The organism is Kribbella pratensis (assembly GCF_004365355.1).
GTDB lineage: Bacteria > Actinomycetota > Actinomycetes > Propionibacteriales > Kribbellaceae > Kribbella.
The window spans coordinates 910,342-937,271 of record NZ_SODP01000001.1; the positions used below are offsets into that span (position 1 = coordinate 910,342).

At 69.2% G+C, this 26,930-nt stretch carries 28 protein-coding genes; 12 read left to right on the plus strand and 16 right to left on the minus strand.

Annotated elements, in window-relative coordinates; all coding sequences use genetic code 11:
* Positions 1-1,119: a glycosyltransferase family 4 protein gene (locus tag EV653_RS04225; protein ID WP_134098119.1), complete on the plus strand. Its 1,119-nt coding sequence runs from the start codon at positions 1-3 to the stop codon at positions 1,117-1,119.
* 194 nt (positions 1,120-1,313) lie between these two features.
* On the plus strand, positions 1,314-2,465 hold the full coding sequence (locus EV653_RS04230) for an alanine--tRNA ligase-related protein (RefSeq protein ID WP_134098121.1): 1,152 nt from the start codon (positions 1,314-1,316) through the stop codon (positions 2,463-2,465).
* Here the strand turns inward: EV653_RS04230 and EV653_RS04235 are convergent.
* From EV653_RS04235 to EV653_RS04245, 3 genes are read right to left on the minus strand one after another with little or no spacing between them, the layout of a single operon-like run.
* On the minus strand, positions 2,458-3,441 hold the full coding sequence (locus tag EV653_RS04235; RefSeq protein WP_238159557.1) for an EamA family transporter: 984 nt from the start codon (positions 3,439-3,441) through the stop codon (positions 2,458-2,460). The two genes, EV653_RS04230 and EV653_RS04235, sit on opposite strands and share 8 nt — an antisense overlap.
* Before the next feature lie 45 nt (positions 3,442-3,486).
* Positions 3,487-4,158, minus strand: a complete 672-nt coding sequence (locus tag EV653_RS04240) for a hypothetical protein (protein ID WP_134098125.1) — start codon at positions 4,156-4,158, stop codon at positions 3,487-3,489.
* Positions 4,159-4,184: 26 nt separating this feature from the next.
* Positions 4,185-5,162, minus strand: coding sequence for a DUF5937 family protein (locus EV653_RS04245; RefSeq protein WP_134098127.1), 978 nt, complete (start codon positions 5,160-5,162; stop codon positions 4,185-4,187).
* Between the two features lie 67 nt (positions 5,163-5,229).
* On the opposite strand from EV653_RS04245, the gene EV653_RS04250 reads away from it, so the two are divergent.
* Positions 5,230-6,432: an MFS transporter gene (locus EV653_RS04250; protein WP_238159558.1), complete on the plus strand. Its 1,203-nt coding sequence runs from the start codon at positions 5,230-5,232 to the stop codon at positions 6,430-6,432.
* On the opposite strand, the gene EV653_RS04255 is transcribed toward EV653_RS04250, so the two are convergent.
* On the minus strand, positions 6,392-7,141 hold the full coding sequence (locus EV653_RS04255; protein ID WP_134098129.1) for an SDR family oxidoreductase: 750 nt from the start codon (positions 7,139-7,141) through the stop codon (positions 6,392-6,394). The genes EV653_RS04250 and EV653_RS04255 overlap by 41 nt on opposite strands.
* A gap of 70 nt (positions 7,142-7,211) precedes the next feature.
* Between EV653_RS04255 and EV653_RS04260 the strand changes: the two genes are divergently transcribed.
* Positions 7,212-8,102, plus strand: coding sequence for a LysR family transcriptional regulator (locus EV653_RS04260; protein WP_134098131.1), 891 nt, complete (start codon positions 7,212-7,214; stop codon positions 8,100-8,102).
* A 63-nt stretch (positions 8,103-8,165) separates the two neighbouring features.
* Here EV653_RS04260 and EV653_RS04265 read toward each other — a convergent pair whose 3' ends face one another.
* The 5 genes from EV653_RS04265 to EV653_RS04285 form a co-directional block, all read right to left on the minus strand.
* The gene (locus tag EV653_RS04265) at positions 8,166-8,597 is read right to left on the minus strand and encodes an STAS domain-containing protein (RefSeq protein ID WP_166679283.1); all 432 of its coding nucleotides are present in this window, start codon (positions 8,595-8,597) and stop codon (positions 8,166-8,168) included.
* Between the two features lie 92 nt (positions 8,598-8,689).
* Complete coding sequence (locus EV653_RS04270; RefSeq protein ID WP_134098135.1) at positions 8,690-9,343, minus strand: response regulator; 654 nt, start codon at positions 9,341-9,343, stop codon at positions 8,690-8,692.
* The gene (locus EV653_RS04275; protein WP_238159559.1) at positions 9,336-10,574 is read right to left on the minus strand and encodes a sensor histidine kinase; all 1,239 of its coding nucleotides are present in this window, start codon (positions 10,572-10,574) and stop codon (positions 9,336-9,338) included. Before EV653_RS04275 ends, EV653_RS04270 begins: the two co-directional genes overlap by 8 nt.
* A gap of 25 nt (positions 10,575-10,599) precedes the next feature.
* Positions 10,600-11,376, minus strand: coding sequence for an ABC transporter permease (locus tag EV653_RS04280; RefSeq protein ID WP_134098139.1), 777 nt, complete (start codon positions 11,374-11,376; stop codon positions 10,600-10,602).
* On the minus strand, positions 11,373-12,287 hold the full coding sequence (locus EV653_RS04285) for an ABC transporter ATP-binding protein (RefSeq protein ID WP_134098141.1): 915 nt from the start codon (positions 12,285-12,287) through the stop codon (positions 11,373-11,375). The genes EV653_RS04280 and EV653_RS04285 overlap by 4 nt, the downstream gene beginning before the upstream one ends.
* A 210-nt stretch (positions 12,288-12,497) precedes the next feature.
* Here EV653_RS04285 and EV653_RS04290 point away from each other — a divergent pair, with 210 nt between their 5' ends.
* Positions 12,498-14,363, plus strand: a complete 1,866-nt coding sequence (locus tag EV653_RS04290; protein WP_134098143.1) for a hypothetical protein — start codon at positions 12,498-12,500, stop codon at positions 14,361-14,363.
* 467 nt (positions 14,364-14,830) lie between these two features.
* Here the strand turns inward: EV653_RS04290 and EV653_RS40960 are convergent, their stop codons facing one another.
* A complete protein-coding gene (locus tag EV653_RS40960) occupies positions 14,831-14,992 on the minus strand; it encodes a hypothetical protein (RefSeq protein WP_166679284.1) in 162 nt (53 codons plus the stop codon).
* Between the two features lie 308 nt (positions 14,993-15,300).
* Positions 15,301-17,091: an AMP-dependent synthetase/ligase gene (locus tag EV653_RS04295; RefSeq protein WP_134098145.1), complete on the minus strand. Its 1,791-nt coding sequence runs from the start codon at positions 17,089-17,091 to the stop codon at positions 15,301-15,303.
* A 108-nt stretch (positions 17,092-17,199) separates the two neighbouring features.
* Between EV653_RS04295 and EV653_RS40965 the strand changes: the two genes are divergently transcribed.
* The 7 genes from EV653_RS40965 to EV653_RS04325 are packed head-to-tail and all read left to right on the plus strand — an operon-like array spanning position 17,200 to position 22,644.
* Positions 17,200-17,643, plus strand: a complete 444-nt coding sequence (locus EV653_RS40965) for a polyketide cyclase / dehydrase and lipid transport (protein WP_166679285.1) — start codon at positions 17,200-17,202, stop codon at positions 17,641-17,643.
* 4 nt (positions 17,644-17,647) lie between these two features.
* Positions 17,648-18,079 carry an SRPBCC family protein gene (locus EV653_RS40970; protein ID WP_166679286.1) on the plus strand — a complete coding sequence of 144 codons (432 nt, stop codon included), beginning with the start codon at positions 17,648-17,650 and terminating at the stop codon, positions 18,077-18,079.
* A gap of 4 nt (positions 18,080-18,083) precedes the next feature.
* Positions 18,084-19,403, plus strand: coding sequence for an ArsA family ATPase (locus EV653_RS04305; protein WP_134098147.1), 1,320 nt, complete (start codon positions 18,084-18,086; stop codon positions 19,401-19,403).
* Positions 19,400-19,780: a hypothetical protein gene (locus tag EV653_RS04310; RefSeq protein ID WP_134098149.1), complete on the plus strand. Its 381-nt coding sequence runs from the start codon at positions 19,400-19,402 to the stop codon at positions 19,778-19,780. The genes EV653_RS04305 and EV653_RS04310 overlap by 4 nt, the downstream gene beginning before the upstream one ends.
* A complete protein-coding gene (locus EV653_RS04315; protein WP_134098151.1) occupies positions 19,771-20,742 on the plus strand; it encodes an ROK family glucokinase in 972 nt (323 codons plus the stop codon). The genes EV653_RS04310 and EV653_RS04315 overlap by 10 nt, the downstream gene beginning before the upstream one ends.
* 58 nt (positions 20,743-20,800) lie before the next feature.
* A complete protein-coding gene (locus EV653_RS04320) occupies positions 20,801-21,943 on the plus strand; it encodes an ROK family glucokinase (RefSeq protein WP_134098153.1) in 1,143 nt (380 codons plus the stop codon).
* On the plus strand, positions 21,940-22,644 hold the full coding sequence (locus tag EV653_RS04325) for an endonuclease/exonuclease/phosphatase family protein (protein WP_134098155.1): 705 nt from the start codon (positions 21,940-21,942) through the stop codon (positions 22,642-22,644). The genes EV653_RS04320 and EV653_RS04325 overlap by 4 nt, the downstream gene beginning before the upstream one ends.
* Here the strand turns inward: EV653_RS04325 and EV653_RS04330 are convergent.
* Genes EV653_RS04330 through EV653_RS04350 form a run of 5 tightly spaced genes read right to left on the minus strand, consistent with a single transcriptional unit; the run spans position 22,641 to position 26,613 of the window.
* Positions 22,641-23,390 (minus strand): enoyl-CoA hydratase-related protein, encoded by a 750-nt coding sequence (locus EV653_RS04330; protein ID WP_134098157.1) that lies wholly within the window; start codon positions 23,388-23,390, stop codon positions 22,641-22,643. The genes EV653_RS04325 and EV653_RS04330 overlap by 4 nt on opposite strands.
* Positions 23,391-23,407: 17 nt before the next feature.
* Positions 23,408-23,830 carry a YybH family protein gene (locus EV653_RS04335; protein WP_134098159.1) on the minus strand — a complete coding sequence of 141 codons (423 nt, stop codon included), beginning with the start codon at positions 23,828-23,830 and terminating at the stop codon, positions 23,408-23,410.
* A 26-nt stretch (positions 23,831-23,856) separates the two neighbouring features.
* Complete coding sequence (locus tag EV653_RS04340) at positions 23,857-25,086, minus strand: ornithine cyclodeaminase (protein ID WP_134098162.1); 1,230 nt, start codon at positions 25,084-25,086, stop codon at positions 23,857-23,859.
* 50 nt (positions 25,087-25,136) lie between these two features.
* Positions 25,137-25,850: a hypothetical protein gene (locus tag EV653_RS04345; protein WP_134098164.1), complete on the minus strand. Its 714-nt coding sequence runs from the start codon at positions 25,848-25,850 to the stop codon at positions 25,137-25,139.
* Entirely contained in the window at positions 25,843-26,613 is a 771-nt protein-coding gene (locus tag EV653_RS04350) for an alpha/beta hydrolase (protein WP_166679287.1), read from the minus strand. Before EV653_RS04350 ends, EV653_RS04345 begins: the two co-directional genes overlap by 8 nt.
* Positions 26,614-26,930 lie beyond the last annotated feature (317 nt).

Consider the following 26,930-nt stretch of genomic DNA (forward strand, 5'->3'; position numbering starts at 1 on the left):
ATGAAGGTCCTGGTCGTCACCAACGACTTCCCACCACGCCAGGGCGGGATCGAGACGTTCGTCCGCTCGTTGTGCGACGAGCTTCCGGACGTCGTCGTCTACACCTCGCGGGAGCCGGGCGACACGGCGTACGACGCCACGCTGCCGTTCCCGGTGATCCGGGACCGTACGGCGATGTTGTTGCCCACGGCACGTACTACGCAGCGGGCCGTCGGGCTGATGCGCGAGTACGCCGCGGATCGGGTGCTATTCGGTGCGGCGGCACCACTCGGGTTGATGGGCCCCGCGCTGCGTCAGGCGGGGGCGCGGCGGATCGTCGCGATGACGCACGGGCATGAGACCTGGTGGGCCGGCCTACCGGGGGCTCGGCAGGCGCTGCGGCGGATCGGGGATGCGGCGGACACGCTCACCACGGTGTCGTCGTGGTGTGAGGAGCAGATCGTCCCCGCCCTGTCCCCGGCAGCCGCTCGACGCGTCCGACGGCTGAGGCCGGGCGTGGACACGCATCGCTTCGCCCCGGGCTGTGGGGGAGAGCAGGTGCGCAAGGGCCTTGGTCTGGAAGGCGTTCCGGTGGTCGTGTGTGTTTCGCGACTGGTTCGGCGCAAGGGGCAGGACACGTTGATCCGGGCGTGGCCGCGCGTCCGCAGATCTGTGCCGGGCGCCACGCTGCTGCTCGTCGGCGGCGGCCCGGATCGGGAGTACCTCGAGGAGCTGGCCTCGGCGGCCGGGATCGCGGAGGCGGTCGTGTTCACGGGGGCAGTGCCGTGGGCGGACATTCCGCCGTACATCGATGCCGCTGATGTGTTCGCTATGCCTTGCCGGACGAGGCGGTTCGGGCTGGAGCCGGAGGCGTTGGGGATCGTCACGCTGGAGGCTTCGGCTACCGGGAAGCCGGTGATCGTCGGGGACTCCGGGGGAGCGGCCGACACCGTGAAGCATGGCGAGACGGGGTACTTGGTCGATCCGCACAACCCGGTCGCAGTCGGTGTGCGCATCGTGGAGCTGCTGACGAACGCGCAGCACCGTGATGCTTTGGGCGCGGCGGGGCGCAGATGGGTCGCGGAGAAGTGGGGCTGGGAGAGGTCAGGGGCGGTGCTGCGGGAATTACTGGACAGCTGATGCGTTGAATCGTGTACTGTGAACGACATGCACCGGATGTTCCGACTTGCCGCAGCCGTACGAGCTTTCCGCTCCCCGGCTGCCGCTGCCTGACATCTGAGAAACCCCCACCGGCGACCGGAAACGGTTCGCCGGTGTTGTTGTTCCTGAGCCCGGTGGTCTGCTTTCCGGTCCGATCTGACCAAGGACCCGAAATGACCATCAGCAGGACTTTCATCGACTTCTTCATCGACCGCGACCACGTCCCGACCACCGGTTCCACGCTCATCCCGCGGCTGGGTGATCCGGTGCTCTTCACGACCTCCGGCATGCATCCGCTCACGCCGTACCTGGAAGGTGAGCCTCATCCGCTGGGGCGCAGACTCGTGGGCATCCAGCGATGCCTGCGAACCACCGATCTCGACGAGGTGGGGGATCCGACCCACCTGACCGTGTTCGAGATGCTGGGCTCGTGGTCGCTGGGCGACTACGGGAGCAGCGAGACCCTGAAGTGGGGTTATGAGCTGCTCACCACCCGCTTCGGCCTCGACCCGCGGCGGATGTACGTGACCGTGTTCGGCGGTGACGAGCAGGTGCCGCTGGACCAGGAATCGCTGCGGACCTGGCAGGAGTTGGGCCTGCCGATCGAGCTGACCACCGAGGACAACTGGTGGTCGAACGGCCCGACCGGTCCGTGCGGCCCGGACTCGGAGATCTTCGTCTGGACCGGCGACGGCGAGCCGGAGGGTACGCCGACCACGGACGACCGCTGGGTCGAGGTCTGGAACCACGTGATGATGCGCTACCGCCGCCTCGACGACGGCTCGCTCGAGCCGCTCAAGCAGCAGAACATCGACACCGGTCTCGGACTCGAGCGGCTGACGATGCTGCTCGAGGACAAGCCCTCGGTGTACGAGACCTCGCTGTTCGAGCCGTGGATGCGGATCATCCCGAAGCTGTGGAAGCTCGACGAGCGGTCGCAGCGGATCGTGATCGACCACCTGCGGTCCAGCATCGTGATCGTCGGCGACGGCGTGCACCCGTCGAACACCGGCCGCGGGTACGTGCTGCGCCGGCTGATTCGCCGGATGCTGACCACGCTGTGGCGCGACGACGACTCGCGTTCGCTGTCCGACGTGCCGATCGAACTGTTCGAGCACACGCTGGACCACTTCCACCAGGGCGAGACGGTGACGCTGATCCGGCGGATCCTGATCGACGAGGAGATCCGGTTCAGCAACCTGCTCGACCGCGGCCGGAAGGTGCTCAGCCACGAGCGGTTCCACAAGTCGCTCGACGACACCGACTACGAGTACCTGCACGAGACCCACGGCCTGCCGCGGGAGTTGGTGGACTCGCTCAGATGACGGGATCCAGTACGTCGGTGCGGGGAGTGTCGGAGCCAGGATCTGCGTCGGGAATTTCCGGCGAGGCGACCTTCCCGACCGACGACTGGGCCACGAACGCGCCGACCAGCACGATCACGCCGCCGATGATCTGGTTGGTCCGCAGCGTCTCGCCGAGCAGGATCAACGCGAAGATGCACGCCGCCACGACCTCGACGTACGCGACCGCTCCGGCGATCGCTGCGGACAGTCGCTGCACCGCGGCCGCGCCGGCCAGGTAGGCGACGACCGTACTCACCAGGATCAGCCAGGCGGCCATCAGCCAGCCGGGTGCGTGCCGGTGGCCGATCGCGATCGTGTCGACGAGCACGTGCCACGGCGTACCCCAGGGTGCGGCGATCAAGGTGAGTACGACGGCGCCGACCACGCTGCCGGCCGCGGTCATCACGAGCGGATCCGCGGCGCCGGTGAGCTTGTCGATCAGGATGAAGTACGTCGCCTGGCACGCGGCCGCACCGAGTCCGGCGAGCAGGCCGATCGGGTCGATCTGCAGCCCGGTCCAGATCTCGGCCACTGTCGCGAGGCCGACGACCGCGATGCTGACGCCGATCGCGGCCGACCGCGGTACGGCGACCTTCTGCCCGAACTTCAGCCACGCGACCACCAGGATCGGGCCGGAGAACTCGAGCATCAGCGCGACCCCGACCGGCAGCCGGCTCGCCGCGAGGAAGAACAGCGTCTGGCAGCCGGCGATCCCGGTCAGGCCGTAGAGGACCAGCGCCTTCCAGGACGCCCGGGCCGCGCGGAGACCGGCGCGGCCGCGGAACGCCAGCACGAGCGGGACGAGGACGACGGCGGCGCCGAGGATGCGCAGCCAGGCCGCCTGCTCCGGTGTGAACCCGGCCCCGATCAGCGCCTTGGCGAACGGTCCCGACCCGCCGAACGTGATTGCGGAGAAGATCGCGAACCCCAACCCCACCGACTTCGTGCTGTACATGCGCATAACGCTCTCATGCTCATTACAGAACTGTCGAGAGAGATCTCAGAGGACGTTCACCGCCCGGGCCGCCACCACCGCGATCGTGAGCAACGAGATCAGTGACTGGGCGCCCATCAGCGTCTTGGTGCGTGCGGTCAGCGGCATGGTGTCAGTCGGGCTGAACGCGGTCGCCGCCGTGAGCGAGACGAACAGGTAGTCGGTGAATCCGGGCAGCCAGCGCTCCCAGCCGGGCAGGTCGACGGTCAGCTGCGGGAACAGCAGGTCGACACGCTCCACCTTGCGCTCGTGCTCGGGTGCCCGCGCGAACGGCCCGCCGCGGTCGATCTCCCAGTACCAGATTGCGAACGCGACGACGTTGGTCACCCAGATCACGACGGCGCCCTTCACCAGCACGCCGCCGTTGTTGGCGGCGCCGTGGTTCAGGAAGTAGATCAGGCCGCCCAGGTACACCGCGTTGGCGAGGACCAGCACACCGACGAGCACGAGGGCGACCCAGCGCAGCCAGGGCTCGTCCCGGGACAGGTGGAACGGGTTCATCCCCACCAGCGGCAACAGGAGCAGGAGCCCCAGGCTCGGCAGCAACCATTGCGGCAGCACGTTGATCTGCGTCGGCACGATCACTTGCAGGATCAGTGCCGCGCACACCGCCAGGGACGCCGGCCATCGCCGGATGTGCCGCATCGTCGGTGCTGGGGCTTTCTGAACCTTGTCCACCCCCGCATTCTGTCCCCGAACCCGTGCTAACCGACGGAGGCGTCGACGACGGCCTGTCCAACCTCGGTACGCCGGTAGTGGACCTGATGGCCGGTACGGCGACGGGTGGCGAGACCGGCGTCGTACAGGGCAGACAGGTGTTCGGCAACCGTCGCGAGCGCCAGGCCGTACTGGTTGGCGAGGGCACTGGTCGTCGCCGGTGGGTCGAGCGCGACGAGGAGGGTGGCGCGGGTGCGACCGAGGAGGCGAGCCAGTGGGTCCGGGGGAGCGGGTGCGTCCGACCACAGCCGGGCGGCGCCGCGGGCTGGGTAGACGAGCGTCGGGTGGTACGCCGGGTCCGCGACGATGACGAGGTACGGCCAGGCGAACACTCCGGGCACGAGCAGCAGACCCTGGCCGGTGAGGTCGCGGTCCTCGGAGCGGTACCGGGTCGCGATCAGGCGGTCGTCTTCCCAGGCAAGCGTGGGATGCAGGTCGTCGAACAGGCCGGCGAGGCCGCCCTCGGTCAGCTGCTGACCGCGGTACGCGATGTCGTCCTCGAGCACGCGGCTGATCAGCGGCCAATCGGGCTTGATCAGGGTTTCCCAGGCGCTCTCGATCTCGTCCGCGAGCCGTTCACGCGTGCCGGCGAGGTCCTCGAGCATCTTGTCGATCTCGGGCCCGGCGGGATTCTTCAGTTCGTCCCGCGAGCGGATCAGTTCGGTCCGTACCGTCTCGAGCGGGGTGCTGCGGACGCGGGCGATCTCGGTCGCGAACTTGGCGCGGGATGCCTTGGGCGGCGGCGTCAGGAAGTCCGGCGTGAACCCGACTCGTGGCTGCACCGCCTTCAGCCCGCGCAGATCGAGCGTGCTCGCCGCTTCGCGGTTCGCGTCGATCCAGTCGCCGTACAGCGGCCGGTGCTTCGACCCGTTCAGGACCCGTACTGCGGACATCGTCTCCCACAGCGGCGACGCCCCGAACCGGCAGCGCAGGGCATCCGCCTGCGTGAAGCGCAGTACGGTCATGAGCGCGAACTTTCGGCCACAACCAAAACTCTACGCCGGGCGGCCGGCGGTCGTGCACCCTCTCGGCGTGAGGTCCTACGGAGCTGTCCTGAGCGTTCCCGGCATGCGGGCGGTGTTCGGCGCGCATGCGGTGTCGATGCTCGGCACTATCGGCGCGCAGGTCGCGCTGTCGATCCTGGTCTTCGAGCGCACCGGGTCGCCGCTGCTGTCGGCGCTCGTCCTGGCGTGCTCGTTCCTGCCGTACGCCGTCGGCGGCGTGCTGCTGTCATCGGTCGCGGACCGGTTCCCGGCGCGGCGAGTGCTGGTGGGGTGCGATCTGCTCAGCGCGGCCTGCGTGGCCGCCATGCTGGTGCCCGGGATGCCGGTGGCGGGGCTGCTCGGGTTGTTGCTCGGGACCGGTCTCATCGCGCCGCTGTTCGCCGGAGCGCGGGCCGCGAGCCTGGCCCACCTGCTGCCGGCAGACCTGTTCCCGATCGGCAGATCGTTGCTGCGGGCAATCAGTCAGGTCGCGGTGCTGAGCGGCTTCGCGCTGGGTGGGATCGCGGTCGCGCTGGTCGGTGCGAACTGGTTGCTCGCGCTGGACGCGGTGAGCTTCGTGGCCTCGGCCGTCCTGATCGGCGCCGGAACGCCGTACACGCCGGCGGGCGAGCGGAAGAGCAACACGGTCCGGGATTCGTGGTCCGGGCTGCAACTGCTGTTTGCCAACCGAAAGCTTCGCTACCTGATCCTGCTGACCTGGGTCGCCCCGGCGTTCTCGTCGGTCCCGGATGGACTGGCCGTCGCCTATACCGGTCAGGTCGGCGTCGCCGCCGCGGCTGCCGGCGTGCTGTTCACTGGCTACGCGGTCGGCTCTGTACTCGGCGAGCTCGTCGTCGCGCGGTTTCCCCCTTCCGCGCGGCGACGGCTCGTCGTCCCGCTCCTGCTCACGAGCCAACTGCCCGCGATCGCGTTCCTGGCCGAGCCGTCGGTCCCGGTCGCGGCCGTCCTGCTCGCGATGGCCGGCGCCGGCTACGCGTTCAACCAGGGCGTCGATCCGCTGATCCTGCAGGCGGTCGAGCCGTCGTACCGCGGCCGCCTGTTCACCGTCCAGACCAGCGGCCTGATGGCGATCCAGGGCGTCAGCATCGCCCTGGCCGGCGTGGTCGGTTCATTCCTGGCGCCGAACCTCACGATCGGCGCAGCGGGCATCCTCGGTACGGCGACCATCCTGCTCATCGCACGTCAGGCGCTCACCACGGAGCAACCTCGTCCAGTGCGCCAGGTCCTCTGAACACTCCGGTCGGGCCGTCGGCGGGCAGCATCGCGAGGGCGACCGGGACGGCTGCTCCGTCGGTCACGGTGCGCTCGCCGCGGGGGACCGAGGCCTGCGTGTTGAGGTCGGTCGGGACGAGACCCGGGGTTGCGGCGTTCACCTTGATGCCGTCGGCGCGCAGGGCGCTGGCGTAGACCAGGGTGAGCGCGTTGAGGGCTGCTTTCGAGGAGCTGTAGGCGAGCAGGCCTTGGGTAGCGAGCCGGCCGTCCAGTTCGGACAGCAGGTTGACGGATCCGAGTCCGCTGGACATGTTGACGATCCGTGCGTTCGGCGACTGTCGTAGCAGCGGTACGAACGCGTGGATCGCGGACACGACTCCGAACACGTTCACGTCGTACGCCGTGCGCACCTGGTCGGCCGTGATGTCCGCGACCGACGTACCCCACTCGGCGACGATGCCGGCGTTGTTGACCAGCACGTCCAGCCGGCCGGAGTCCACCTCGACCTGCTTCGCGGCCGCGTCGACCGACTCGACGTCGGTCACGTCGAGCTGCACGAACCGCACGTCGAGACCCTCGTCCTTGAGCTCGGTCGCGGCGGCCGTGCCCAGCTCCGGGTTGCGTGCCGCCAGATAGACCGTGAGCCCGCGCAGGCCGAGTTGCCGGACGATCTCGCGGCCGATGCCTTTGTTTCCGCCCGTCACCAGGGCGACTTCGTTCTGATTCATGTCCCCAGTCCAGCGCGGAACCCCCGGCCCGGACCAACACCGATCGGGTGGTCCGCCATACCCTGGAGGTATGCCGGAACCTGAGATCCGCGAACTGCGGTACTTCCGCGCGGTCGCCGAGGACCTGAACATCACCCGCGCGGCCGAGCGGCTGGGGATTGCCCAGCCGCCGCTGTCGCGGGCGATGCGCCAGCTCGAACACCGGCTGGGCGTCGAGCTGTTCGACCGGTCGGGCACGCGGCTCGAGTTGACGCCGGCGGGGGAGACCTTGCTCAAGGAGTCCGGGCCGGTGCTGGACGCGCTGGATTCCGCGGTACGCCGGACGCAGCGGGCCGGTGTCTCGTCGGAGGCGCTCGTGGTGACGGCGAAGCCTGGTGTTGCTACCGAGCTGCTTCATCGCATCGTCGCCGAGTTGCGCGAGGGTGGTGAGCTGCCCGGCATCCAGATCGTGGTGAGCGGGTTCGGGGAGCAGGCGGACATGGTGCGGGACGCGCGGGCGGATGTGGCGCTGGTGAGTCGGCCGTTCGACGACACCGGACTGGAGCTCGAGGAGCTCTATACGGAGCCTCGGGTGGCTGCGTTGCCTGCGGGGCACGAGCTGGCCGCGCGCGAGGTGCTGGTGGCGGAGGACCTGGCCGGGATTCCGGCGCCGCGGTGGAGCCGGTCTAATGTTGCCGAGCGCAACTACTGGTCCGCGCGGCCGGAGGATCCGGTCGAGGGACCGATCGTGCAGGACTCGTCGCAGTTGCTCGAGGTGGTCGCGTTCGGGCAGGCGGTCGCGCTGGTGCCCCGGTCGATGGCCGAGCGCAACATCCGGCCGGACGTCGTCTACCGACCCGTGGCCGACGTCGAGGCCTACCGGATGTTCGTGGTGTGGCCGGCCGGCAGCCGCTCGAAGGAGCTGGCACGGTTCGTCGAGGCAGCGATCAGGCACTCGAGCGGACAACCACCGGCGCCGTAACGAGCCGTCCGGACCTGCTGATTTTCTTGGTCGCCCAGAAGCAGATCACCGACGGCATCACGTTCAGCGGTGGTAAGTAGCTCCGACTGCGGCCGGTCGGTAGGAGGGGAGAGCCTCGGCGAGGGTTGCGTAGTGGTCGAGGGGGCGGTCGCTGCGGGTGGCCCGGATCAGATCGGCGAACCATTGGCCGGCTCCGGATGCGCGGAGCCAACCGCCGTTCTCGACGGCGAGGTCGTGGGCCTCGGAGAAGATATCGAGAGCCGCCGCTTCCATCCGGGTGACCCGGCGCAGATCGACCACCAGCCGCGGGAGCTTGGTGGTGATCACGTGGTGGAGCTCGCCGGCCAACGTCGGTAGCGCGACGACGTCGATTGCACCGGCGACGCGGACGACCGCGCACTCGCCGACGGCACTCCAGCTGCACACGAAGGGTCCGCTGACATCAGCCGGCGGGCGGAGGGAGCGGACCACCTGAGGTTTTGGGACTGGCTTCATGCTGGCCAAGTACCCGCGCGCTAATCGCATTACTCAGGACATTCCCCGGCGGCGACCGCTGAGACCAGCTCGTGGCGGGTAGGGCCCCTCCGCTAACGCCCGAGGATGCCCTGTTCGTAGCCTTTGGCGACGGCCGCGGCCCGGTCGGTGACGCCGAGCTTGGTGAAGATGTGGCTGAGGTGTGTCTTCACCGTCGCCTCGCTGATGAAGAGCTCGCGGGCGATGTCGCGGTTCGGCGTACCCTTCGCGACCAGCTCCAGAACCTGCCGTTCGCGCGCGGCGAGCGGGCTCGGTGCCGGCGTACGGACCGCCGTCACGAGCCGTGAAGCGACAGCGGGGGAGAGCACCGTGCGGCCTTCGGCCGCTTGGCGGACGGCGTTGAACAGGTCGTCCTGCGGTGCGTCCTTCAGCAGGTAACCGGTCGCCCCGGCCTCGATCGCCGGCAGCGTGTCGGTGTCGGTGTCCCAGGTGGTGAGGACCAGCACCTTCGAGCGAATACCGCGTCGGGTCAGCTCGGTGATGGCGTCGAGCCCGCCACCGCCGGGCATCCGCAGATCCATCAGGATCACGTCCGGGTCGAGGTCCGCGGCCAGCTCGACCGCCTCCACACCGTTCGAGGCCTCGCCGAGCACAGTGAAGCCGGGGACGGCCTCGAACATGCCGCGCAGGCCGTTGCGGACCACCGGATGGTCGTCGACCAGGATCAGCGAGATCCCGGGAGTGGCGTCATGCAGGTTGTCAGGCATGGGGCACCAACGGTACGCGAGCCGACACCGCCGTGCCGAAGCCTGGTTCGGCCTCGACGGTGAGCGATCCGGCGATGCGCTCGGCACGGGCCCGCATGCCGTCGAGGCCGAAGCCGCCGGTGTGGGTGCGGGCGGGGAGCGACATCGGGTCGAACCCCTTGCCGTCGTCGCGGACGTCCAACGTGACCTCGCTGTCCATGAAGCTGAGCGTGACGCCGGCCCGGGTGGCCGCGGCGTGCTTCGCGACGTTCGCCAGCGCCTCCTGGGTGATGCGAAGGATCGTCGCCGAGATCTCCCCGTGCAGGTGCTGCGGGGTCCCGGTGACGGTGAACTCGGCCCGTACGTCGGTGCGCTCGGACCACTGCTCGACGATCTTCCGCAGCGCTTCGGGGAGACCGTCGTTCGACAGGCCGACCGGGGCGAGGTTGTGGACCGAACGTCGCGCCTCGCCGAGGCTGTGCCGGGCCAGGTCGGTCGCGAGGCCCACGTGGTCCTTGACCGTCGCCGGGTCGGAGGTGTTCGCGACGACCTGGAGCTGGGCGATGATGCCGGTCAGACCCTGCGCGATCGTGTCGTGGATCTCCGCGGCCAGCCGGCGACGTTCGTCCGCGATACCGGCCTCGCGGGCCTGGACCAGCAGCTGTGCCTGCAACGCCGCGTTCTCGTCGTGTGCCTGCTGGAGCTCGGCGATCGTGGCAGCCCGCGCTCGGGACCGCTGCTCCTCCTGGTCGGCGAAGTGTTTAGCGACCGTCAGCAGCGCATTGTTGGCGATCAACAGGCCCGCGAACACCAGCCAGCGTGCGGTGTCGTGCACCGGGATGCCACTGGCCTGCGCTGCGGAGATCGGGACGGAGCAGGCGAACAGAGCGAACCGCCTGGCCCGCCGCCCCGGGATCCTCTCGTCGGCGTCGTAGTAACCCGCCGCGGCGTAGAACGCGAAGAAGCCGTTCAGCAGGGTGAGCGCGAAGCCGATCGCCCAGCGCAGCACGTAGTACGTGATCGACAACCGGCTCGGAACCGTTTGGCGCCAGCCGATCCGGCTCCAGCACAGCTCCACCACCAGAGCAGACGCCACCAGGATCGCGGCCACGGTGCGTTGGTCGTTGAACGGCGTGATCAGGCCGGCTGTCACCAAGGCCAGGAAGGTGCTCAGGGCGAGCAGGAAGTACGGCGCCCAGCGGCGGAAGACTTCCTGCCGCCGGTCGAGAACGTCCCCAGCCGCCGTGGTCACCGTCCCAGTTTGCATGACGTGCCGATCATTCCCAGCGGAACCACTTGGCGGCGGCCGCGGACAGGAGCACAGCCCAGACCGCCAGCACGCCGAGGTGCGACCAGGACGGCCAGTCGCCGGCCGCTGCCTGACCGAGTGCGCGAGCCGCGGCACCGAAGGGAGTCAGCTCGACGATCTGACGCAGTACGTGCGGCATGGACTGGACCGGCAGCCAGACGCCCGCGCAGAACATGCTCGGGAAGAACACGGCCGAGCCGATCGCGGTGGCGATCTTCGCGGTGCGGGCGAGCGCCGACACCAGTGCTCCGAGTGCCAGAGCAGCGGCTGCCGCGAGGAGCAACGCCAGCGCATAGCCGGCCGCCTGCTTCGGCAGCCGGACGTCGAATGCGAGCCGGCCGATCGTCAGGCAGACGAGCGCCGACACGATCGCGGCCGCACCGTTCAGTCCCATCTGCGCGGTCAGCAACGCGGACGGCTTGACCGGGGTCGCCGACATCCGGCGCAGGATGCCGCGTTCGCGGTACCCGGTGATGATCGGCGGCATCGTCTGCAGACCGGTCACGATCAGCGCGACCAGGACGAGGATCGGCACGTACAGGTCGATGATCCGCAGCCCGCCGAGGCCGGGGTCGACCTTGCGGAACGACGGGATGCTGCCCAGGATCACCAGCAGCAGCGGCGGGAATCCGAGGATCCAGAACAAGGTCCCGGGCTCCCGGCGGAACAGCCGGGCCTCGGCCCGCAGTACGGCGGCCCGGGGTGACGTGCGGCGTACCGGCGCGGTGGTGGCGGTGGCGCTCATCGGGTGGCTCCTGTCAGATCAAGGAACGCGTCGTCGAGGGTGGCATCGGTGACGCGAAGCTGGTGGGCGGTGATGCGGTGGCGGGCGAGCAGCGACAGGACGGCGGTCACGGTCTCGTCGGTGCCGCCGAGCGTGATCCGGCCGTCCTTCTCCTCGATCGACCCGACTGCGGGCAGCGCGGCCAGCTCGGCGTCGTCCAGCGGAGCCGAAGGGGTGAAGGAGATGATGGTCGATTCCGCCGTACGGCTGATCAGACCTTGAGGTGTGTCGAGCGCGGTGATCTTGCCCTTGTCGATGACCGCGATCCGGTCACACAGCCGCTGGGCTTCCTCCATGAAGTGCGTGACCAGGAGGACGGTGACGCCGCGGGCGCGGACATCCTCGACGACCTCCCAGGTGTCGCGACGAGCGCGCGGGTCGAGGCCGGTGGTCAACTCGTCGAGTACGACGACGCGCGGGTTGCCGATCAGCGCGAGTGCGATGAACAGCCGTTGCTTCTGGCCACCACTGAGTACGCCGAACCGAGACGTCAGCTGATCCGTCAGGCCGAGCCGCTCGGCCAGCGGCCGCCAGTCGGCCGGGTGCGGGTACAAGGCGGCGTACAGCTCGAGGGCCTCGCGCACGGTGAGCTTGGCCTGCAGCTCGCTCTCCTGGAGCTGCGCGCCGAGCACCTGGGTGACGGCCGCGTGGTCGGCGACCGGGTCGAGCCCGGCGACGCGGACCAGGCCGCTGTCAGGGACGCGCAGGCCCTCGATGCATTCGACCGTGGTGGTCTTGCCGGCGCCGTTCGGGCCGAGGATCCCGAAGATCTCGCCCTCGTCGACGGTGAAGGACAGGTCGTCGACGACGGCGCGGCCGCCGTACGACTTCCGCAGGTTGCCGACTTCGACGATCGGCCTGTTCGTGGTCATACCTCGAGCTTCGCCGACCAACCACCCCACGGGCATCGCCCAACAAGCTCGAGCCAGGATCAGCCAAATGGCTGATGCCGCCCTACAACCGGGACTCGACCCGGGGAACCTGACGCGATGGTGGGGTGCGCGCGTTCGACTTGTAAATAAGGGGTTTCGCCGGTTGGGCCGATTTGGCAGGGCGAGCGTCAAGCAGCTAGAATCGAACGTATGTTCGAGAATGATCTGGAGGAGCTGTCGACGGCCGACCTGTTGGAGTCGGCCGCCGAGAACCGCGCGCTGGCCAACCGGGCCGACGCGCGGCTGTTGCAGCACGCTCAGATCTATGCCGACCGGTTCCATCCGTCGGTTTGTGGCGTCCGGCCTGGTCGCCGGTTGGCCGATGGGCGGGAGCGGGCCGTGGTGCTGGGTGGTGAGGGCTGTCCGGAGATCGCGGAGTTCGCGATCGCCGAGTTCGGTGTGATGCTCGCGATCTCGCCGAGGGTGGCAGCTGGGCTCCTCGGCGAGGCGTTGGCGTTGCGGCACCGGCTCCCGTTCACCTGGGCCCGCGTACTGGCTGGTGACGCCACTCCCTGGAAGGCACGCCAGCTCGCCTCGCTGTGCTTGAAGCTGTCTGAGGACGCCGCCCGGTACGTCGATCGTCGTGTCGCGCCGTTGATCGATGCGATCACGCCGTACCGGCTGGACAAGATCATCCGCGCCGCGAAGGCCCACGCCGACCCTGACCTGGCCCGCGCCGAGGCCGCCGAGGCTGCTGGTGAGCGGGGCGTGTTCGTCGGGCGCAGCGACGACCACGGCAACAAGACCCTGTATGTCAAGGCTCCGGCCGGTGCGGTGATCCGCCACGATGCGACCATCGCCGCGATCGCCGAGGCCCTGAAGACCTTTGGCGATACCCGCCAGGTGCAGCACCGCCGCGCCGACGCCATCGGCATCATCGCCGACCCGCGCTTCACCCAAGAACTCCTGACCCAAGCCCGCAACCACCCAGCCCCCGAGCGCCCAACGGATGCCACCGTCGCAGATGAGGTGGGTGTTTCTTCTCCGAGCACCGACCGACGTAGTACTGCGATGCGCCCGCCAACCCCGCGACACGACACCCCGAACGCAAACGAGGCCGACCAACCGGAGGACTGCCGGCCCGCTCGTCGCCGACTGGAAGGGGATGACAAGGCCGACCGTGGAGCCAACCGTGGATCCGTCGGTGGATCCGTCCGTGGATCGGTCGGTGGATCCGTCAACAGGACGGCGGGCCTGAGCGCAGGCGACGGGTCGGACCACAGCAGCCTCTCCCCGTCAGGCGATCTACTCGAGCCGCCGCGCGATCCGTTCGTGGACGGCTCCGAGCCGCGTGAGCCGGATCCGCCGGCTGACCCCTTCGACAGTCGGGCCATGAGCTACGTTCCTGGTCCGCGGACAGAACCCGATCCAGGGCTCCCGATGGATCCCGCGGCTCAACGGGCACTCGACGCTCGCCTCGCCCAGATCAAGCAGGCGGCCTACACCCGTCCCACGACCTCGGCAAGACAGGTGCGTCCCGGGCACACCGAGGTCTTCGTCCACCTGACTGACCACACCCTTGCCACCGGCAACGGTGTCCTGCGCGCCGAAGGGATCGGCCCGCTGCTCGCCGACCAACTCACCGAACTCGTCGGCCACGCGCCGTACACCGTCAAACCGGTGATCGACCTCAACGACGCCGTCAGCGCCGACGCCTACGAGATCCCCAGCCGGATCCGCGAACGTGTCCGGCTCACCTACCCCGTCGAACTGTTCCCGTACGGCACCCGCGAAACCCACCGCACCATCGACCTCGACCACATCGAGCCCTACGACCCGTACGGCCCCGCCGGCCAAACCAGCACTCGCAACCTCGCCCCGCTCAGCCGTTTCGCCCACCGGGTAAAGACCCATGCCACCGGCTGGAACGTCCGCCGCGTCGACACCAAAACCCTGGAGTGGACCACACCCCACGGGTTCACCTTCCGAGTCGACCCCACCGGCACCCACCGCCTACCTAACTCCACGACCAACAGCCGATCTGAGCTAGATGTACAGCCCAGGGGGGTTGGTTAGGCGGTGATGGTTGCCGTGAGCAGAGCACCACGGTGTCCATCGTCTTCTGGTCGGGGGACAGCTCTTCGTCGAGAGCGACGACCCGCTTGGCCAGGCGCACGGCCTCGGCGAGTCTCGGTCCGAGGTCGACGCCCCGAACGAGCGCAGTCAGCGCGTTCACGGCAGCCGTGAACGCGCTGGTCATCTGGTCCCTGGCCGCCACCAGGACACGCAGTGCAGCACGTTCCCCGTCGCCGTGGCGCGGACGTCGCAGCTGGTTTCGCCCAGCGGCAGCGCGGCTTCGGCGATTCGGCGAGCGTCCAGAGGATCGGATTTGCCGAGCCGGCCGTCGGCGAGGGTCCGGTGGATCTTCCGATTTTGCCGTTAGGCCGAGCCGTTGTCGGACAAGGCTCGGTGGATGGTGATGTCGCGGTCGGTGAACCAAGTGACCACGTTCGCGCAGTACGCGGTTGCGGCGGTCCGGTACCTCAGGCTTTGTGCACGGTCGATGCCGGTACGCCGGTCTGGTTGGCGAGTTGTACCGAGCCGGTGCAGGCGACGCAGGCTGACGATCCGGCGTACGACGTGCGGCGGTGTACGGCTCGGTTGGTGGCGTGGACGAGATGGCCGCTCCCATATACCGGTCTCACCGAGCTCGCGGTAGCGCTCAGTCCGCCGGTTCGTGGTCGGCCACGCCGCCTGGAAAGCTCCGCGGCCTGCGCCACTGGCCAGCCGTCATCCATCACCGGAGGCGCCAGCCGCAAACGGGTGCGAGGAAGTCAAAGCAGCGGTGGCGTGGGACACGAAGACCTGCTCGCCGTTCGACAGGTTCCTAGACAGCTCCGCTCCACGCCGGGAGGTCCTCACCCATCAACGAAACCTTGGTCCACCACTGAACCGGCCACCGCTCTATGCTTCTTTGTTTTCTTGCCTTCAGTTTCCTCGCGCTCGCGGCCGACTACTTCGCGTAGAGGGCCTCGACGTCGGCGCCGTGCTTTTCCATAACGATGTGCCGGCGGAGCGAGAGCTTGAGCGACAGCTCGCCGCTCTCCTGGGTCCAGTCGATCGGCAGGATCGAGAACTTCTTGATCGCCTCGGCGTGCGAGACCGAGGCGTTGGCCTCGTCGATCGCCTTCTGGAACTCGGCGATCAGGTCCGCGTCCTGGGTCAGCTCGGCCGGGTCGGTCGGCTTCCCGCGCTCGGACGCCCACGGGACGATCGTCTCGGGGTCGATCGTGATCAGCGCGGCGATGAACGGCTTGCCGTCGCCGACCACCATGCACTGGCTGACCAGCGGGTGCAGCCGGATCTGGTCCTCGAGCAGCGTCGGCGCGACGTTCTTGCCGCCGGCCGTCACCAGGATCTCCTTCTTCCGGCCGGTGATCTTGATGAACCCGTCGACGTCGAACTCGCCCAGGTCGCCGGTGTGGAACCAGCCGTCGGCGTCGATCGCGGCCGCGGTCGCCTCGTCGTTCTTCCAGTAGCCCTGCATCACCTGGCCGCCCTTGAATAGCAGCTCACCGTCGTCCGCGACGGCGACCGTCACACCGGGAAGCGGCCGGCCGACGGTGCCGATCCGGATGTCGTCGGGCAGGTTCACCGCGACGGCAGCGGTGGTCTCGGTCAGGCCGTAGCCCTCCAGGACCGGTACGCCGATCCCGCGGAAGAAGTGACCGAGCCGGTCGCCGAGGGGCGCGCCGCCGGAGACGGCGTACTGCACCTGGCCGCCGAGGACCGCCCGCAGCTTGCTGTAGACGAGCCGGTCGAACAGCATGTGCTTGGTCTTGAGGCCGAACGACGCTCCGCCCTTGTCCTGCGCCTGCGAGTACGCGATCGCGGTGTCCGCAGCGGCGTCGAAGATCTTGCCCTTGCCGTCGGAGTGCGCCTTCTGGCTGGCCGAGTTGAACACCTTCTCGAACACCCGCGGCACGCTCAGGATGAACGTCGGCTTGAACGCGCCGAGGTCCTCGACCAGGTTCTTCACGTCGGCGCTGTGGCCGACCTTGACCCGCTTCATCACGCAGCCGACCTGGATGATCCGGGCGAACACGTGCGCCAGCGGCAGGAACAGCAACGTGCTCGCGCCGGTGGTGTCGAAGAGGTTGTCGAGGATCTTGACCGCGGGGCCGAGCTCGTCGAGGAAGTTCGCGTGGCTGATCTTGCAGCCCTTCGGGCGTCCCGTCGTACCGGAGGTGTAGATCAGCGTGGCCAGGTCGTCGGCCGTGACCGCGGAGCGGCGCTTGTCGAACTCGGCGTCGCTGACGTCCTGGCCGAGCGCGGTGAGCTGGTCGACGGCGCCGGCCTCGATCTGCCAGACCTCCTGCAGCGCAGGGGCCTCGGCCCGGGCCGACTCGACGACCGCGCCGTGGGTCGCGTTCTCGACGACGGCGACGACCGCCTCGGAGTCGGAGAGGATCCACTGGATCTGCGAGGGCGAGGAGGTTTCGTAGATCGGCACGGTGACCGAGCCGATGCTCCAGATCGCGTAGTCGATCAGGGTCCACTCGTACCGCGTCGGGCTGAGCAGGGCGACCCGCTCGCCCGGCTTCACGCCGGCCGCCATCAGGCCCTTCGCGACGCCGATGACCTGCTGGGCGAACTCGACGGCGGTCACGTCCTGCCAGCCGCCGCCTGCCACCCGGCGGCTGAAGACCGCGGTGTCAGGATGGGAGGACGCGTTCGCCCACACCGGATCGCTCAGGCTCCCGCTGGCGGGCTCGGTCACAGCAGGAACGGTGTACTCACGCATCCGCGTCGTCTCCTAGTCGGTCACGAATTGTCGACTTCCGGCGCACGCTACAGTCACCTACCCACAAGTAGCCACCTTTATGTGACCCAAGGAACTAGGTTCGAAGGCATGCCCACGCTCGACATCAGTTGCGACGACCTGGTCGTTGCTGATCCAGCCTACGTCGCCGAGCGACTCGGTTCGGACACCCTCTGGCGCGAATGGTGGCCGGACCTGACCCTGACACCGTCCGAGCGACGCGGCGCGGAGGGGGTTCGCTGGGCCGTCACCGGAGCAGCCATCGGTACGGCGGAGTGGTGGCTGGAACCGGTCCGCGACGGCGTCGTCGTGCACTGGTACCTGCGCGTCGACCCGGCCCGGCCGGTCCGCGGCCGCGCCCTCGAACGGCTCAAGGAGCGGTACGTCGCGGCGTACCGGGAGCACCTGTGGCGGTTCAAGGACGAAGCCGAAGCGGGCCGCGCGGCGGGCGAACGACGTACCTCGTCCGATCCCGCGATAGTCTCCGTTGAGGACCCCGAGACCGACACTGAGACCCGACCGGCGAAGAGGTGAATCGATGGCGGAACAGACCACCTCGACCATCCAGGTGAACGCGAGCCCCAAAGAGATCATGGCAGTGATCGCGGACTTCGCGGCGTACCCGGAATGGGCCGACTCGATGCGGGAGACCGAGGTGCTGTCCACCGACGAGGCCGGCCGGCCGAACAAGGTCCGTTTCAAGGTCGACGCCGGCGCGATCTCCGACGAGTACACGCTGGCCTACGTCTGGTCCCGCAACGAGGTGACCTGGACGCTGGTCGAGGCCAAGATGGTGAAGGGGATGGACGGCGCCTATGTACTGCGTGATCTCGGCGCGGAAGGCACCGAGGTGACCTACCGGCTGGCTGTCGACGTGGCGATCCCGATGATCGGCATGCTCAAGCGGAAGGCCGAGAAGGTCATCATCGACACCGCCCTGAAGGGCCTCAAGAAGCGCGTCGAGTCCTGATCCAGTGACTCGGGTTCTGCTGTATACGGGTAAGGGCGGCGTAGGCAAGACGACGTCCGCCGCGGGGACCGCCACGCTCGCCGCACTGCGCGGGCTGCGGACGCTGGTGCTGTCGACGGATGCCGCGCACTCGCTGTCGGACGCGTTCGACTCCGAGGTCGGTCCGGAGCCGACGGAGATCGACGATCTGCTGTTCGTCCAGCAGATCGACGCGCAGCGCAAGTTCGAGCGGTCCTGGGGTGACATCCAGGCCTATCTGCGGTCGGTGCTGCACATGGTCGGCGTCGACCCGATCGAGGCCGAGGAGCTGACCGTGCTGCCGGGCGCCGAGGAGGTGCTCGCGTTGCTCGAGGTGCGCGACCACGTCCGGTCCGGCCGCTGGGACGTGATCGTGGTGGACTGTGCGCCGACCGCGGAGACGCTGCGGCTGCTCGCGTTGCCCGAGGCCCTGAACTGGTACATGGACCGGATCTTCAACGCCGAGCGCAAGATGATGCGGACGTTCCGGCCGTTCCTGAGCCGCGGGTCGGGCCTGCCGGTCCCGGACGACAACGTCTTCGACGCGTTGCGCCGGTTGCAGAGCGACCTGTCGGACATCCGCACGCTGCTGGCCGGCCCGGACGCCTCGGTGCGGCTCGTGCTGACGCCGGAGGCGGTCGTGGTCGCCGAGGCGCGGCGGTCACTGACGAGGCTTTCGCTGTATGGGTACCGCGTGGACGGTGTCGTGGCCAACCGGGTCTTCCCGGCTGCAGGCGCGGACACCTGGCGGCGGCAGTGGGTCGCTGCGCAGCGGGGGATCCTGGAGGAGGTCGCCGACTCGTTCCGGCCGCTGCCGATCTGGGAGTCGCCGTACCGGGTCTGTGAGCCGGTGGGCGTCGAGGAGCTGGCCGCGTTCGCGGTGGAGATGTACGGCGGGGACGACCCGTTCGCCCGTGCCACCGACGAGACGTCCTTGTGGGTGGATCGGCATATCGACACCGACGGACGCACGTACACGCTGACGATGCCGTTGCCCTTGGCATCGGCCAGCGAGCTGGAGCTGGCGCGGCACGGTGACGAGCTGATCATCACCGTGGGGTCGTACCGTCGGGTCCTGCCGTTGCCGGCGGCGCTGGCGCGTGGAGTGGTCGCTGGTGCCCGGCTCGACGAGGGACGGCTGCAGGTGCGGTTCGCGCCGCGGGAGAGTGCGCGCCCCGTCGCCCCGTCCGAGGTGCCCAGCGGATCGGGTCCATTGGAGTCGGCGCAGGAGCTCGCCCAGGGGCTGACAGCGGAGTACCACGAGCAGCTGGCCCGCCGTACGGCGGCGATCGGAGAGAACCTGTGAGCAAGGAGCCGGTCGGCTCGGTCGCGGAGGAGGCGGCCAAGCTGTTCGCCGTACTGCAGGACGCCGCCGGCGCTCATCCGGTCGAGGAAGACAAACACGAGCACAAGCTCGGGCCGGACTGCGTGTGGTGTCCGGTGTGTCAGCTGATCCACCGGGTGCGGAACACCAGCCCGGAGACGATCGAGCAGCTGTCGTCGGCGGCCGCCCACGTGCTGGGCTCGTTGAGATCTCTGCTGGAGGCCGCCGCGGACGCGGCCCGGCAGGCGCGGGAGGACGCAGCGTCGCGGCCGAAGACCTCCGCGCATCCCGAGGAGGAACCGGCCCCGCCCAAGGTGGACCGGATCGACGTGAGCGAGGACCCCGAACCATGGGATTGACGATCGGCATCGATGTCGGCGGTACGAAGATCGCGGCCGGCGTGGTCGACGAGTACGGCGCGATCGGGGCCCGCACGCATCGCGAGACCCCGGCGGACTCCGTCGACGGGACCGAGGCGGCGATCTGCGACGCGGCCGCCGAGCTGATCGCCGGGCACGAGATCGAGGCGGTCGGGATCGGCGCCGCCGGGTTCGTGTCGTCGGACCGGTCGACCGTTTTGTTCGCGCCGAACCTGGCCTGGCGGGACGAGCCGCTCGGCGCGCGGGTCTCGGAGACGCTGAAGATCCCGGTGGTCGTCGAGAACGACGCGAACGCCGCGGCCTGGGGCGAGTTCGCGTTCGGCGCGGCGAAGGACGTCGAGCACATGCTCTGCATCACGGTCGGCACCGGTATCGGGGGCGCTGTGGTGAGCGATGGCGAGATGCTCCGGGGCGCTCACGGCGTCGCGGCCGAGCTCGGCCACATGCGCGTCGTTCCCGGTGGGCATCGGTGCGGGTGCGGGTCGCGCGGATGCCTGGAGCAGTACGCGTCCGGGCGGGCGCTGGTGCGTGAGGGGCGGGCCCAGGCCGAGTCGGGGTCGATCGCGGCGGCGCAGATGCTGAGCGTGTGCGGGATCACCGACCCGGCGGAGCTGACCGGGCCGATGATCACCGAGGCGGCGATGGCAGGCGACCCGTGCGCGGTGGAGCTGCTCGAGGACCTCGGCCGCTGGCTCGGCGAGGGTCTGGCGAGCCTCGCGACGATGTTCGACCCGACGCTGATCGTGATCGGCGGCGGCGTGAGCGCGGCGCGGGACCTGCTGATGAAGTCCGCCGAGGTCGCCTTCGAGAAGGTCCTCCCGGCCAAGTCGAACCGCCCCCATCCCTCCTTCACCCTGGCCCAACTGGGCAACGACGCCGGCCTCATCGGCGCGGCCGACCTGGCCCGCCGTCCGGCTCCTGTCCAGGCTGCTGCTCGGTGATCTGGGATACTGGAAGCGGACCGGCGGGGGTCGGGGGTACCGCGAGGAAGGTCGAACCTTGGCTCTGACGCAGGCTTTGACGATCGGGATCGATATCGGCGGGACCAAGGTCGCCGCCGGGGTGGTCGACCCGGAGGCCAACATCCTGGACCGGGTACGGCGGGACACGCCGACCACGGACCCGAAGGAGACCGAGAACGCGATCGCCGAGATCGTGCACGACCTGGAGTCGCGGCACGACGTGATCGCGGTCGGGATCGGTGCGGCCGGGTTCGTCGACGTGACCCGGTCCTCGGTGTTGTTCGCGCCGCACCTCGCCTGGCGGCACGAGCCGCTGCGGGACGCGGTCGAGCGCCGACTCGGCCTTCCGGTCGTGGTGGAGAACGACGCCAACGCGGCCGCCTGGTCCGAGTGGCGCTTCGGCGGCGGGCAGGGCGAGAGCCACCTGGTCTGCGTCACGCTCGGCACCGGCATCGGCGGCGCGATCCTCAACGACGGCTCCCTGCAGCGCGGGAAGTTCGGCATCGCCGGGGAGTTCGGCCATATGCAGGTCGTCCCCGGCGGCCACCGCTGCGAGTGCGGCAACCGCGGGTGCTGGGAGCAGTACGCGTCCGGTAACGCGCTCACCCGCGAGGCCCGCGAGCTGGCGAGGTCCGGCTCGCCCGTCGCGCACAACCTGCTGCGGGCGGCCGGCGGCGACCCGGGCAAGATCAACGGCCCGATGGTGACCGAGCTGGCCAAGGACGGCGACCCGGTCGCGGTCGAGTTGCTCGAGGACGTCGGCCGCTGGCTCGGCATCGGTCTGGCCAACCTGGCCGCCGCGCTGGACCCCGGCACGTTCGTGATCGGTGGCGGCGTGTCCGACGCCGGCGAGCTACTGCTGGCGCCGGCCCGCGAGGCGTTCAAGCGGACGCTGACCGGCCGCGGCTTCCGCCCGGAGGCCAGGATCGTCCGCGCGGTGCTCGGCCCGGAGGCCGGTCTCGTCGGTGCGGCCGATCTCGCTCGCGAAGAGGCGACCTGGTTGCGGCGGGTCCGGGTCAAGACGACCGCGGTCACCGCGAAGACGGCCGCCGCACGCGGACGCTCGACCCGCTTGGAGCGGGCCGCCCGCAAGTCGGCCGGCCGGCGTACCGGAATGCGCGCCGCGGCCACCGAGACCGAGCTGCACCCGGCTGACATGAACGGCGACAACGAGGCATGAGCGACAGGCCGCCTGCAGAGGCGGTGCTGCGAGTGCTGTCGTACAACGTGCACCGCTGGGGCGACGACCGTACGGCGCTCGCCCGGGTGGTGAAGGCGTGCGCGCCGGACGTGATGCTGGTGCAGGAGGCCCCGACCTGGTTCGGCACCCGGCGCAAGCGACGCGCGATGGCCGCGACGTTCGGCCTGCGGTACGTCGCGGCGTCGGCCCGCAACGCGATCCTGGTTGCCGACGGCATCGAGCTGACCGGCATCCGCGGCCGCCGGATCTGGCGCCCGTTCGTCCGCCGCCGCCTGAACCTCATCGCCACCCAGCTGCCCGGCGGCGCGGTCGGCGGCGTACTCGTCCTGGGCTCGACCCGCCTCGCGGTCGTCGTCTGCCACCTCGGCCTGCATCCTCGCGGCCGAGTCCACGAGATCGCTCAGGTCCTGGCTTTGTGCCAGTCCTTCGGTACCCCGTACCTCCTCGCCGGCGACATCAACGAAGAACCCGACGGCCCGGTGTGGAAACACCTCGCCGAAGAAGGCCTCCTCGACCTGAACGCCGGCCCCACCTTCAACTCGGCCACGCCCCACAAACGCATCGACGCCGCCGAGCTCTCACCCGAACTCAACGGCCGCCTCCGCCACATCCCCGCCACCCGTGAGGACCTGGCCGCAGCATCCGACCACTTGCCGCTCCTGGTGGAGCTCCGGCCCTAGCTCTTGCGCCGGTTGAGGAAGTCGAGCATGGCTTGCTGGGCGGCAGACGAGCCGAAGAGGCTGGCCGAGAGCTCGGCGAGGTCTTTGCCGCGGGCATCGATGTCGGCGAGGAGCTCGCGGTTGAGCAGCTTCTTCGTCTCCTGCAAACCCTGGGGCACGCCCTTCAGCACCGCCTCCAGCACCGCGCCGACCGCCGCGTCCAGGTCGTCGTCCGGCACCGTCAGCGTCAGCAGCCCGAACCGCGCCGCCTCGAGCGCGTCGAAACCGCTGCCGGTCAGGAACGTGTACCCCGCCGCCCGGTCCGTCAGCCGGGGAAGAACAGTCAGCGAAATCGTCGCCGCCGCAAGCCCCAGCCGCACCTCGGTCAGCGCGAAGGTCGCGCTCTCCCCGGCGACGCTGATGTCGGACGCCGCGACGATCCCGACGCCACCCGCGCGCACCGCGCCTGCCACCCGCGCGATCACCGGCTTCGGGTTCGCGACGATCGCCCGCTGTACGTCGACCATCCGCTGCGCCCCGACGCCCATACCCACGGTCGTCGCCTCGGACATATCGGCCCCTGAACAGAACACGTCCAACGCCGACCGGATCACGATCGCCCGCACCAGGTCGTCCGCCCCCGCCGCCTCGAGCTGCTCGAGCAACTCGCCCGTCAACTGCTGCGACAGCGCGTTCTTGTTCTGCGGCGAATCCAGCGTGATCGTCGCAACGCCGTCAGCCACGTCCAGGTGCACGAGTTCGGTCATGGCGCCATCCAACACCGTCACGGGCCGGAGGGGGAGGCCTTCGGGTTGAGGGGGTCGGCGTGGCGGTGGGTGATTTTCCACTCATCGTTCTCGGCGCGGAACACCATCGTGGCCCGGAGGACGTGCGGAACCGGCACGGGCTGGGTGATGTGGTGCACCGTGCACCGCTCGATCGCGACCGTGTACGCCGTGTCCGCGCCGACGTGCTTCTCGAGGTACTCGAACTCGACCTTCGCGCCGGTGTCGCGGAACTGTGACGACGCCCACTCGTACCGCGGCCCGATCTGGGACCAGCCGACCTCGTGGCCGCCGAAGCCGCCGAAGATCGAGCTCTGCTCGCTGTGCGACACCAGCGGCATCCACAACGACGCGTCCCCGTTGACGAAGGCGGTGTTGGCCTCCTCGAACCGGCGCAGGAACGATTCGAAGTCTTCGATCACCCAGCCAGTCTCACCCGAGCACGGGGTCACTTGCTGTCGGCGTACTCCGGGGACAGCTCGCGGGCCAGGTGCTCGATGAACAGGCCGACGTCCGTGACGATGCCGCGCGCCTGCGACGAACCGCGGTCGGCGAGCTTGGTCACTGTCGCCGGGTTGATGTCCACGCAGGTCAGCGGGATCGACGCGGGCAAGATGTTGCCGGTGGCAACCGAGTGCAGCATGGTCGCCGCCATCAGGCAGTACCCGACGCCGTCCAGCTCGGCGCGCATCGCGCGCTGCCCCTCGAGGACGTCGGTGTAGACGTCCGGCAGCGGCCCGTCGTCGCGCACCGACCCGACCAGCACGAACTTCCCGCCCGTCTTCACCAGCGCGTGCATCACGCCCGAGGTGAGGACGCCCTGCTCGACCGCGGCCTTGATCGAACCCGCCTTGCGGATCGTGTTGATCGCGCGGATGTGGTGCTCGTGCCCGTGCTCGACGCCCCGCCCGCGCGCGAGGTCGACGCCGAGCGACGTCCCGTACAGCGAGGACTCGATGTCGTGTGTCGCGAGTGCGTTGCCGGCGAACAGCACGTCGACGTACCCGGCCTCGACGATCGCGACCATCGCCGGCGCGGCGCCGGTGTGCACGATGCCGGGGCCGCCGACCCACAGCACCTTCTGCCCGTTGGCCTTTGCCTCGCGCATACCGTCCGCGACCTGCTTGACGAGGACCCGCTGCGGCTTCTCCGAGGACACGTCCGACTCCATGAAGCCGAACCCGTCCTCGGTGCTCGTCACGATCGGGGGAGTGACCCGCACGCCCTGCGCGCTGGTGATGATCTTCATCCCGGCACGCACGTCCGACATCGGGATCGTCCTGACCGCATCACCCTCGACGAGCAGACCGCAGTCCATCTCCGGGTTCTGCACCGCGACCCAATGGCCGTCGAGCCGCACGCTCGTGGGGAGGTTCGTCGTGGAGTAGAACCCGTCGGGGAACACGCCGTCGGTGGTCACCTCGGTGATGTCCGGCGTACCGGGGTCGACCAGGTTCGCGCCCTTGGTCTGGATCCGCATCAGCAGCCGCTGCAGCGACTCTTCGTCGTCCGCGCCGACCGTCATCCGGACCGTGGACGGGTCGTCCTTGTCATAGCCGAGGTCGAACTTGTCCAGCGTGTACTCACCGCCGTACCCGCGGATGTCGTCGAGGACGCGGGACAGCAACCCGGAGTCCATCAGGTGGCCGGTGATCTCGACGGTCTCGGTGACCTGCACGGGTGCCCTCCTCGCGATTCGTCGGATTGTCCGACGATCCGCATGCTAGCTCAGACGACCGCCCCGTCGTCGCCCCCGTCACCAGGTGGAAGGCGGTCCTTCATCCGGAAGACCAGCGTCAGGAAGCCGCCGATGAAGCCGGCGACCGCAAGCGTGGTGATCCGGCCGGTGCCGAAGTCGAGGACGGCGGCCGCGATCAGCAGCAGCGGACCGCCGAGCAGCCCGAGCCAGGCAAGCCGGGTGATCCAGTCCAGCCGCGGGCCGCGGGGCGGCTCCGGCGGGACGAAGTGGTCGTGCGGGTCGTCGTCCTTGCGCTTCGGCTTGGTGTCCTCGTCGTCGTGGTCGTTCGCGGCAGGCGTTTCCTCGACGGTGAGCCCGGTCGGTACGTCGATCAGAGGCTCGTACTTGTCGTCGACGTCTTCGCTCGCCGGCCACCGCGGCACCGGGTCCTCGCCGCCGTCGTGCCCCGGCGCGGACGGCTGGCTGAACTGCTGGACCAGCGACTCCCACTCCGCGTCCTCGGTACTGCGGTCGATCACCGGGCGGGCCTCGTCCACTGCCGCGGCGTCGACGAAGATCTCGTCGTACCCGACCGGAATGCGGACCGGTTCCTCGGCCTCCTCCGGCGTCCGGGCCTCGCTCTGGTTCTCGCAGTACGCCGCGATCCCGGCTGCGGCGAGCGCGTCCAGCACCGGCTCGGCGACCAACGGGTCGATCCCCCCGAGCGACGTGTACGACGCCGCAGTCAGTCCGTTGTCACGCATCGCTGTTACCACTCAGCCGCTTGATGAAGGCTGATGAGTCCGCGAAGATCCGCGGTGCATCGTTGTCCAGAGTTGCCACGTGATAGCTGTTCTCGAGCAGGGTCTCGGTCACGTCGCGGGACGAGATCGACGACAGCACCGTCCGCCCCGAGCTCGGCTCCACCACATGATCGACAGTACTGCGGAACAACAGCACCGGCTGCGTGACTTCGGCCAAATCATTGCGGGTGAGCTTCCACAGTTGCGACAGCGAACGCAGCGCGCGCAGCGGCATCCGGTCGTACGCGCCCTCGTCGACGTCCGGTTTCTTGATGTCGTTCGAGATGCCGGGGAATGCCGGCACCAGCCTGGACAGCACCGGCAGGAGCGCCAGCCGCTTATCGTCGGTGCGCACCGACGGGTTGATCAGGATCAGACCGGAAACGTCCGTCCCGTGCTGCTCGGCCAGCCGCAGGACGAGGCAGCCGCCCATCGACAGTCCGACCAGGAAGACGTGGTCGTGCTCCTTACGCAGGCGCTCCAGCTCGTTGTCGAGTACGGCGTACCAGTCCGGCCAGCCGGTCTTGTTCATCTCCTGCCAGCTGGTCCCGTGACCGGGCAGCCGCGGCACGGCGACGCCGTACCCCTCGGTAGCGAGGTGCTCGGCGAAGGGGAGCATCGACTTCGGTGAGCCGGTGAACCCGTGGCTGAGCAGGACTCCGACGGCCGCGTTCGCCCCGCTTCCGGGCCTGCGAAACTCCTCCGCGTGGGCTTGCACTGGCACGCTCGACTCCTCGCCGTTCCGTTCCTCACAGACGCCCGGACCGGAGACCGGCCGGAGCGCCACCCAATCGTCGCATCTGGGCTGCGTCCAGTCTGCATCCAGGTGACAACACGGTGAGCAACACCCACATTCCTGGCGGTGACATTGCCTGAGGGGGAAGCTGGAACGTAGTGTCCGCACCGGGACGGTCTGTGCGCCGAGAATGTTGCCTGGCCGCCACCGGCGGGCACTGGTGCCGGAAGAGGGTACGGCCGACGATGGGTTCGGTGAGCGTTGTCGGGTGATGCGAGTCGGTGTGTCGGGCGAGTGACGGAGGT

What these genes read in the sequence shown, in the direction of transcription:
- EV653_RS40965 (WP_166679285.1), top strand. Translation starts at nt 17,200, where the DNA reads ATGCCCACGCTCGACATCAGTTGCGACGACCTGGTCGTTGCTGATCCA.
- EV653_RS04290 (WP_134098143.1), top strand. Translation starts at nt 12,498, where the DNA reads ATGTTCGAGAATGATCTGGAGGAGCTGTCGACGGCCGACCTGTTGGAG.
- EV653_RS04260 (WP_134098131.1), top strand. Translation starts at nt 7,212, where the DNA reads ATGCCGGAACCTGAGATCCGCGAACTGCGGTACTTCCGCGCGGTCGCC.
- EV653_RS04330 (WP_134098157.1), bottom strand. Translation starts at nt 23,390, where the DNA reads ATGACCGAACTCGTGCACCTGGACGTGGCTGACGGCGTTGCGACGATC.
- EV653_RS04325 (WP_134098155.1), top strand. Translation starts at nt 21,940, where the DNA reads ATGAGCGACAGGCCGCCTGCAGAGGCGGTGCTGCGAGTGCTGTCGTAC.
- EV653_RS04280 (WP_134098139.1), bottom strand. Translation starts at nt 11,376, where the DNA reads ATGAGCGCCACCGCCACCACCGCGCCGGTACGCCGCACGTCACCCCGG.
- EV653_RS04245 (WP_134098127.1), bottom strand. Translation starts at nt 5,162, where the DNA reads ATGACCGTACTGCGCTTCACGCAGGCGGATGCCCTGCGCTGCCGGTTC.
- EV653_RS04345 (WP_134098164.1), bottom strand. Translation starts at nt 25,850, where the DNA reads ATGCGTGACAACGGACTGACTGCGGCGTCGTACACGTCGCTCGGGGGG.
- EV653_RS04285 (WP_134098141.1), bottom strand. Translation starts at nt 12,287, where the DNA reads ATGACCACGAACAGGCCGATCGTCGAAGTCGGCAACCTGCGGAAGTCG.
- EV653_RS04295 (WP_134098145.1), bottom strand. Translation starts at nt 17,091, where the DNA reads ATGCGTGAGTACACCGTTCCTGCTGTGACCGAGCCCGCCAGCGGGAGC.
- EV653_RS40970 (WP_166679286.1), top strand. Translation starts at nt 17,648, where the DNA reads ATGGCGGAACAGACCACCTCGACCATCCAGGTGAACGCGAGCCCCAAA.
- EV653_RS04255 (WP_134098129.1), bottom strand. Translation starts at nt 7,141, where the DNA reads ATGAATCAGAACGAAGTCGCCCTGGTGACGGGCGGAAACAAAGGCATC.
- EV653_RS04315 (WP_134098151.1), top strand. Translation starts at nt 19,771, where the DNA reads ATGGGATTGACGATCGGCATCGATGTCGGCGGTACGAAGATCGCGGCC.
- EV653_RS04235 (WP_238159557.1), bottom strand. Translation starts at nt 3,441, where the DNA reads ATGTACAGCACGAAGTCGGTGGGGTTGGGGTTCGCGATCTTCTCCGCA.
- EV653_RS04225 (WP_134098119.1), top strand. Translation starts at nt 1, where the DNA reads ATGAAGGTCCTGGTCGTCACCAACGACTTCCCACCACGCCAGGGCGGG.
- EV653_RS04230 (WP_134098121.1), top strand. Translation starts at nt 1,314, where the DNA reads ATGACCATCAGCAGGACTTTCATCGACTTCTTCATCGACCGCGACCAC.
- EV653_RS04270 (WP_134098135.1), bottom strand. Translation starts at nt 9,343, where the DNA reads ATGCCTGACAACCTGCATGACGCCACTCCCGGGATCTCGCTGATCCTG.
- EV653_RS04265 (WP_166679283.1), bottom strand. Translation starts at nt 8,597, where the DNA reads ATGAAGCCAGTCCCAAAACCTCAGGTGGTCCGCTCCCTCCGCCCGCCG.